The sequence below is a fragment of the Paenibacillus sp. Marseille-Q4541 genome, assembly GCF_018310695.1.
GTDB lineage: Bacteria > Bacillota > Bacilli > Paenibacillales > Paenibacillaceae > Paenibacillus.
The window spans coordinates 22,397-29,761 of record NZ_JAGXCY010000006.1; the positions used below are offsets into that span (position 1 = coordinate 22,397).

Annotated in this window: 6 protein-coding genes; 5 read left to right on the top strand and 1 reads right to left on the bottom strand. The window is 42.8% G+C overall.

Annotated elements, in window-relative coordinates; translation table 11 throughout:
* Nucleotides 1-59: 59 nt before the first annotated feature.
* The 5 genes from KFT32_RS09200 (at nt 60) to KFT32_RS09220 (ending at nt 7,173) form a co-directional block, all read left to right on the top strand.
* Nucleotides 60-683, top strand: coding sequence for a deoxynucleoside kinase (locus KFT32_RS09200; protein ID WP_211746891.1), 624 nt, complete (start codon nt 60-62; stop codon nt 681-683).
* Complete coding sequence (locus KFT32_RS09205) at nt 680-1,327, top strand: deoxynucleoside kinase (protein ID WP_211746892.1); 648 nt, start codon at nt 680-682, stop codon at nt 1,325-1,327. The genes KFT32_RS09200 and KFT32_RS09205 overlap by 4 nt, the downstream gene beginning before the upstream one ends.
* A gap of 334 nt (nt 1,328-1,661) precedes the next feature.
* On the top strand, nt 1,662-3,017 hold the full coding sequence (locus KFT32_RS09210) for a sodium-dependent transporter (protein ID WP_211746893.1): 1,356 nt from the start codon (nt 1,662-1,664) through the stop codon (nt 3,015-3,017).
* 154 nt (nt 3,018-3,171) lie between these two features.
* Nucleotides 3,172-5,853, top strand: a complete 2,682-nt coding sequence (locus KFT32_RS09215; RefSeq protein WP_211746894.1) for an alpha-L-rhamnosidase — start codon at nt 3,172-3,174, stop codon at nt 5,851-5,853.
* A gap of 255 nt (nt 5,854-6,108) precedes the next feature.
* Nucleotides 6,109-7,173, top strand: a complete 1,065-nt coding sequence (locus KFT32_RS09220; protein WP_211746899.1) for a hypothetical protein — start codon at nt 6,109-6,111, stop codon at nt 7,171-7,173.
* Here KFT32_RS09220 and KFT32_RS09225 read toward each other — a convergent pair.
* Nucleotides 7,163-7,365 (bottom strand): hypothetical protein (locus KFT32_RS09225; RefSeq protein WP_211746901.1); only part of this gene is annotated, 203 nt, incomplete at its 5' end. The two genes, KFT32_RS09220 and KFT32_RS09225, sit on opposite strands and share 11 nt — an antisense overlap.

A 7,365-nucleotide genomic window follows, 5' to 3' on the forward strand; every position in this document is an offset into this window, starting at 1 on the left:
GTGTTACAATAAACTCTCTGTAAGGTAATACCCGGCTATAACATAACAGGAGGATCTACATGACAAAAAGCACGTTTATTGCTGTTGAAGGGCCGATTGGGGCTGGCAAAACAACGCTTTCGACGATGATTTCCAGGGAACTCGGCATCCCTTTATTAAAGGAAATTGTAGAAGAGAATCCGTTTCTCGGAAAATTCTATGAAAATATAGACGAATGGAGCTTTCAGCTGGAAATGTTTTTTTTGTGCAATCGGTACAAGCAGCTGGAAGACACAACGACACAATATATCCAGCATCAAAAATCAGTCATTTCCGATTATCATATTTATAAAAATCTAATTTTTGCACAGCGCACTCTTAAAGGTGTAAAGAGAGAAAAGTACCGCGAGATTTATCATATTCTTACCGATGACCTTCCAAAGCCGGACCTTATTATATATATCAAAGCTGATCTGGACACGCTGCTTACTCGTATTGCGAAGCGCGGACGTTCTTTTGAAGAGAATATGGACCCCGCCTATTTAGAGCAGCTCATTATTGATTATAACGAAGCGATGACGTCTCTCGCTGAACGTGAACCAGATACGAAAATAATAACCATTGACGGTAATCAGATTGATTTTGTAGCAAGTCCTGAGCAATTTGAACTGATTGTGTCTGAAGTAAAGGAGTACATGCAATGACAGATTACAACATTCCGCAGAACGCTTTAATTACAATCGCGGGCACGGTAGGTGTAGGGAAATCGACACTGACTGCAGCACTTGCGGAGCGACTTCAATTCAAAACATCGTTAGAGAAGGTTGATCACAATCCTTATCTAGAAAAGTTTTATCATGATTTTGAAAGATGGAGCTTTCATCTGCAAATTTATTTTTTGGCTGAACGTTTCAAGGAGCAGAAAAATATTTTTGAAGCAGGCGGAGGTTATGTCCAGGATCGGTCGATCTATGAGGATACCGGGATTTTTGCTCAAATGCATGCAGATAAAGGGACGATGAGTGAAACGGACTTTGAAACGTATACGAGTTTATTTGATGCTATGGTGATGACACCTTATTTCCCTCATCCAGATGTACTGATCTATCTGGAAGGAAGCTTACCTTCCATTTTGAGCCGAATTCAGGAACGTGGTCGCGAGATGGAAATACAGACGGATCCCGCCTACTGGGAAGAAATGCACGGACGTTATGCTAAGTGGATTGACGACTTTACGGCATGTCCAGTGCTCAGACTAAATATAGATGAATACGATGTACATGACCCAGCTTCCCTTGATCATATTCTCGAAGAAGTGGGCAAAGTGATTGGTAGTAGCCGAAAGTAATAACTTTCTTAAACCATGATCCGCTGCGGAGCTTTCGTCGCAGCGGTTTTTTTGGTTCAAGGAAAGAGTAGAATAAATTAATGCTATTACGAAGTAAAGGACATATTACGATATAATAATAGGTATCTGTTTTTCAATCTTCTCATCAAAGTTATTGAAAATAGAAAAATAATGGTAATTATTTGTATAAAAATTTACTTTTATGGGTCTAATGACTCATTCAAGAATTTTACTTTTTTTTACTTCTATACGATTCTACATTTTTCTTATATAATACATAAAAAAATTAGTAGTTGGTCTTAAGGTAAAGGCTACAACAGAGATGGAGGACTTCATGGTACCAAAACAGACTAATGATAATGGAAACAAAGGAACCGGCGAACGATTTTCATCCTCAAAGGGATTTATACTGGCAGCGATTGGTAGTGCAGTGGGGCTCGGGAATATGTGGAAGTTCCCCTATATTACCGGAGAAAACGGAGGAGCCGCTTTTTTCCTGCTGTTCATTGCATGCCTTATTGCAGTTGGACTTCCTGTACTTCTTGCTGAACTTGCGATTGGCCGTGCAGGCCGGGGAAGTGCAGCTTCTTCCTTCGTAAAAGCAGGTGGAGGCAAAGTGTGGGGGAGACTCGGCTTAATCTCGGTTATTGCTCCCTTCCTTATTATGACGTTTTACATTTTGGTAGCTGGATGGACTTTGCACTATGCAATAATGTCCTTCAGCGGACGTATAACAACAGATGTTGATTTTAATGCTCAATTTAGTTCTTTTACAGGTAGTTATCTGCCTTTGGTTTGGGCATTCGTTGCTATGATACTCGTGGCTTTCGTTGTGATAAGAGGGATATCTGGCGGTATTGAGAAGTTTAATAAAGTACTCATTCCAGGTATGCTTGCGTTGCTTGTCATTCTTATGATTCGTTCCGTTACGCTTCCTGGCGCAATGGAAGGAGTAAGCTTCTTCCTGTCTCCTGACTTCTCGAAGCTTACTCCAGAGGCTGGCCTTGTTGCACTTGGACATGCCTTTTTCTCCCTATCTCTTGGGATGGGGACGATGATTACTTACGGGGCGTTTGTAGATCGTAATCAATCACTCGGATCTGCTACCTTAGCTGTAGGCGCAGGTGACTTGATTTATGCCTTTATTGCAGGTCTTATTATTTTCCCAACGACTTTCGCTTTTGGCATTGATCCAAGCTCTGGTCCTGGACTCGTATTTGTTGCATTACCGGCTGCTTTCTCAGCAATGCCGCTCGGTTGGTTATTCGGAGGTTTATTCTTTACCTTACTGGCGATTGCCGCACTGACTTCCCTTGTATCTCTGCTTCAGGTGCCGGTGACGTACGTAATGGAAAAATGGAACTGGAGCCGCAACATTGCGGTGTGTAGCATTTCACTGCTTGTGTTTTTGGTGAGTATCCCTTCAGCTCTTTCCATGGGGCTTATTGATATTGAGATTGGAAAGTATAACTTCTTTGATTTCATCGACTTCTTCGCCTCCAACTGGCTGCTGCCGCTGGGAGGACTAATCGTTACGCTTTTTGCAGGATACTTCTGGAAGAATGCAGCGCAAGAAGCTGGACTTACGGCGAAATGGTTCCGTATCTGGTTGTTTATGCTTCGCTATGTGGCACCGATTCTGATGGTATTCGTATTCTTGCACTCTACAGGAATTCTGAAGTTCGAATAATGAAGTGTACTTGTACATTAAAAAAAAGACCTTTTCTTGCTTTTTTGCAGAAAGGGTCTTTTTTTATGCTAAAATGAAAGCGATTTCCAAAGCAACATGAATATACCACATAGGCATGGCTTTCAAATACTGCGAAACAGGAGTTGAGATGAACATGACAGCATGGTGTGTAAAGGAAACGTCAGTAGAGTATCGGCAAAAATTACTCGGAACCGAGGTTCGTAAACCTCGATTTAGTTGGAAAACCGCTTCGGATCGGAGAGGTGTACTGCAAAGTGCTTATCAGATCCAAGTTGCGAAGGAGGATTTTTCATTTACCACACTGCTATGGGATACCGGAAAAGTACAGTCAGAAGAGGCGATACTAATTCCGTATGAGGGCTGTGAGCTGCAGTCAAAAACCCGTTATTATTACCGCATTAAGGTGTGGGATGATTTGAGCAGCGAATCGCCATGGAGTGACATCGACTTTTTCGAAACGGCTTTTCTGAATGGTGGAGAGTGGCAAGCTGCATGGATTACTCCGCATCCAGAGCAGATCGATCCATCGGAGGAAGCCTCTTATTTGTTAAGAAAATCATTTGTGCTGAACAAAGATATAGCATCTGCTCGAATGTATTGTACGAGCGCAGGTCTATATGAACTATATATTAATGAACATCGGGCAAGTGAAGATTTGCTCACGCCGGGTTGGACTTCTTACCATCATCGTCTGCAGTATCAGACTTACGATATTACGAAAGAACTGAAGCAAGGCAACAATGCGATTGGAATGATGTTGGCAGATGGCTGGTATAAGGGAGAACTGGGGTGGGGAGGACATAAAAACCTTTATGGAAATAGGCGCGCGGCCCGTCTTGAGCTTCATGTAAGATACGACGACGGAACGGAAGATATTATCAAAACGGATACGACGTGGAGGGCAAATATAGGGGCTATTCGCTACTCCGAAATCTATCATGGTGAACGATATGATGCCAGGCTTGAAGTAGAGGGCTGGGCAGGCAGTACATATGATGACACCGCTTGGTATGAAGTGACGGAAGCGGATCAAGTACCGAACAATCTAGTAGCACAGGAGAACTGGCCTGTTCGAATTACGGAAACCCTTTCCCCTGCCGGATATGTAGTGACTCCGGAGGGAGACTATGTGCTGGACATGGGACAAAACATGGTAGGTCGTATTCGTTTTACAGTAGAAGCAGATGAAGGGACTCGTATTGTATTGTCACATGCCGAAGTGTTAGACAAAGAGGGGAATTTTTACACGGATAACTTGCGTACAGCTAAACAACAAGTGGAGTATATAGTTAAAGGAAAGGGTCCTGAAAGCTATGCACCACATTTTACATTTCAGGGATTCCGTTATGTGAAAATAGAAGGATACCCTGGATTAGAGCAGGACTTCCCACTAGAGTCATTTGTCGGCGAAGTGATGCACTCAGATATGCCAAGAACGGGGATGTTCCAATGCTCTCATCCACTGTTAAACCAGCTTCAGTCCAACATCGTGTGGGGACAGCGCGGCAATTTTGTCGACGTACCTACTGATTGTCCTCAGCGGGATGAACGTCTTGGATGGACGGGGGATGCTCAAGTGTTTGTAAACACGGCATTGTTCAACTATCAAGGAGCCCCTTTTTTCACGAAATGGCTTCGAGATGTCAAAGCAGATCAAGGAGAGGATGGGAGTGTTCCTTCCGTTATTCCCTCAATTGGAGATATTCCGGTGTCCTCGGCATGGGGAGACGCGGCGGTCATCATCCCTTGGGCTCTATATCAACAATATGGAGATGTCAGAATTCTGGAAGAACAATATGAGAGTATGAAGGCGTGGGTGGAATACATCCGGGCTCAGGGAGAGGAAGAATATCTATGGAATACCGGATTCCATTTTGGGGACTGGCTCGGACTTGATGCCCATGAGAACAGTTACGACGGAGCTACCCCAAAAGATCTGATTGCTACAGCGTATTATGCACATTCCACAAAAATTGTAAGAGATACAGCAGCTGTGCTTCAACTTGAGGATTATCAAATGTATGCGGAACTCCACCAGCGTATTGTCGATACTTTTCTCGAGGAGTTTGTGACTCCAAGAGGGAGACTGATTGCAGATACCCAGACAGCACATGTACTTGCGATTGCCTTCGGTTTGGTGGAGGGAGAAGTGAAAGAAAGAATGGAACAACATTTGAATCAATTAATTGAAGATCAAAAGGACCACTTGACGACTGGGTTTGTGGGAACACCATATTTATGTTTTGCCTTATCCACAGGGGGATATACCGACACAGCCTATCGTCTTCTGATGCAAACCTCTTATCCTTCCTGGCTGTATCCGGTGATTAAGGGTGCAACTACGATATGGGAACATTGGGATGGAATAAAAGAGGATGGAACATTCTGGAGCCGGGATATGAACTCATTTAATCACTATGCTTACGGTGCTATTGGAGATTATATGTACCGAGTTGTTGCCGGTCTAGATCGTGACCCTAACATTCCTGGATACAAAAAAATTGTAATTAAACCGGCCATACAAGAGAGTAGTGGTATTACTCATGCAGAAGCAAGTTATGAGAGTGAGTATGGTTTTATCCGTTCTGCTTGGCGTTTAGAAGAGGATCATGTGATTATTGAGGCAAGTATTCCATCCAATACAACAGCGGAAGTGATTTTGCCGGCATTGTCGTCACAGGCAGATCGGAAGGGACAGGATGAATCTTTCGATAAAGAAGAAGGAATCATTTCTGTTGAATATACTCCACAAGGGACTGTGGTGAGTGTTGGATCCGGAAATTATCAGTGGAATATTCCTTTTTATTCAAAATAAAACATATCTTATATTAAAAAGACCTCTCTATATAGGGAGGTTCTTTTTTGTTTTCAAAGCTTATATATCCATTGATAGAAGAATTGTGAGCGGAGATAGATAGTAGAGAGAGTAATTGTCATATTTTTCAAGTGGTTAGATGATTAATAAACAACAAATTTCGACAATTATCTGATTTAGCATCTGCTAATATTGAGGGTATACCTGCGGGTTTATGAAGTGAAGCGGCTTGTGATAAAGAAGGGAGTTCCTACGTTGAAGCGTTTAGGAAAAATGGAGTTATTGATGATGTCCGTACTCATGATTGTGTTGATGCTAATCACGGTAATTCTATTTTATGTACGAGATATAGAGCGAGATCAAATAGATCATAGAAATGCCTTGCCTGAGGCGGAATACAGCAACAATGACCATCATCTTCTTTCTCCTTCTCAGCAGGAAAGCGAGAGTTCGAATGGGATAGACAAAGAGTCGGGATCGGGGGTAAATCCCTTTTATCCTGAGGATTTGAACTTGCAGCTGAGATCTGACCAAGGAAAAGTGAAGGATCAGCAGCCTTTTGGAAATCAATCGATTCGGAAAATCAGCATATTCGTAAATACCAGTAAAGGTGAAGAAACGTTTAGTGTAGCGCCGGAAACTTATAATATTATTGTTCAAGCTCTTTATAGTGTCGATCTGTCGGACGCCAAGGCCCATATTCCGGAGCCTTCAAAAGATGGGACGGTATTTATACGTTTTCATACGGATGATACTGTGTACTCCGTTCCGTATGATCTGAATACGAATACATACATGTTAAGCGGACAGAGATACTACGCCACCTATAATACAATGGCCTATCTGAATCTTTTTTGCAGGCCAGAAACGACTTTGGCAATGCTGGGCAAGATGAGAGCTATGGATGTAGGAACGGACGAGATGCCTTATGTATCAGATCAAAGCGTACAGTATGATGTGAAACGACTTAAAGTGCAAGGCAACAACTTTGAGGAATGGAGTAACCAGATCGAGGGAAACAATGAATACAAAGAGCTAGTGAATTTCTATTCGATTCGAAGTGATAAGATAAAGACGATCCTTGTGAATGAACATAGTGGAATTCTATTTACGGGAGCGAGCGTATTTTTTACGAAAGACGGGGTAAAGACAGCAGATGGAATTACCATTGGGACCAGCACGTATGAAGTGATGAGCCGACTGGGTGTCCCTAATTTGATATTGCAAAATAAATGGAGTTACCAAGTAGATAAGGAGCGTCAGCTGCATCTGTATTTTAAAGAAGAGAAGGTAATGTATATGACGCTAACTAGATACTAATTGCACGCGAGGGAAGCGGAATGGATGCGCGGGAAGTGTAAAGGAAACGACGATCGGAACATCCATCCGCACACGAAGCGCTGCTCTGCCGACGTTCCCCTGCACCCGCGAGTATCAGGGTTCTAAGAGGTTTTTGTCGGCAATCAGGCGAAGGAAGCGGAATGGATGTGAAGAAGCGAAGCGTTCGTATTT

Excerpts from the sequence above, each read along its gene's own strand:
- KFT32_RS09200 (WP_211746891.1), top strand. The coding sequence starts at position 60 with ATGACAAAAAGCACGTTTATTGCTGTTGAAGGGCCGATTGGGGCTGGC.
- KFT32_RS09205 (WP_211746892.1), top strand. The coding sequence starts at position 680 with ATGACAGATTACAACATTCCGCAGAACGCTTTAATTACAATCGCGGGC.
- KFT32_RS09210 (WP_211746893.1), top strand. The coding sequence starts at position 1,662 with ATGGTACCAAAACAGACTAATGATAATGGAAACAAAGGAACCGGCGAA.
- KFT32_RS09215 (WP_211746894.1), top strand. The coding sequence starts at position 3,172 with ATGACAGCATGGTGTGTAAAGGAAACGTCAGTAGAGTATCGGCAAAAA.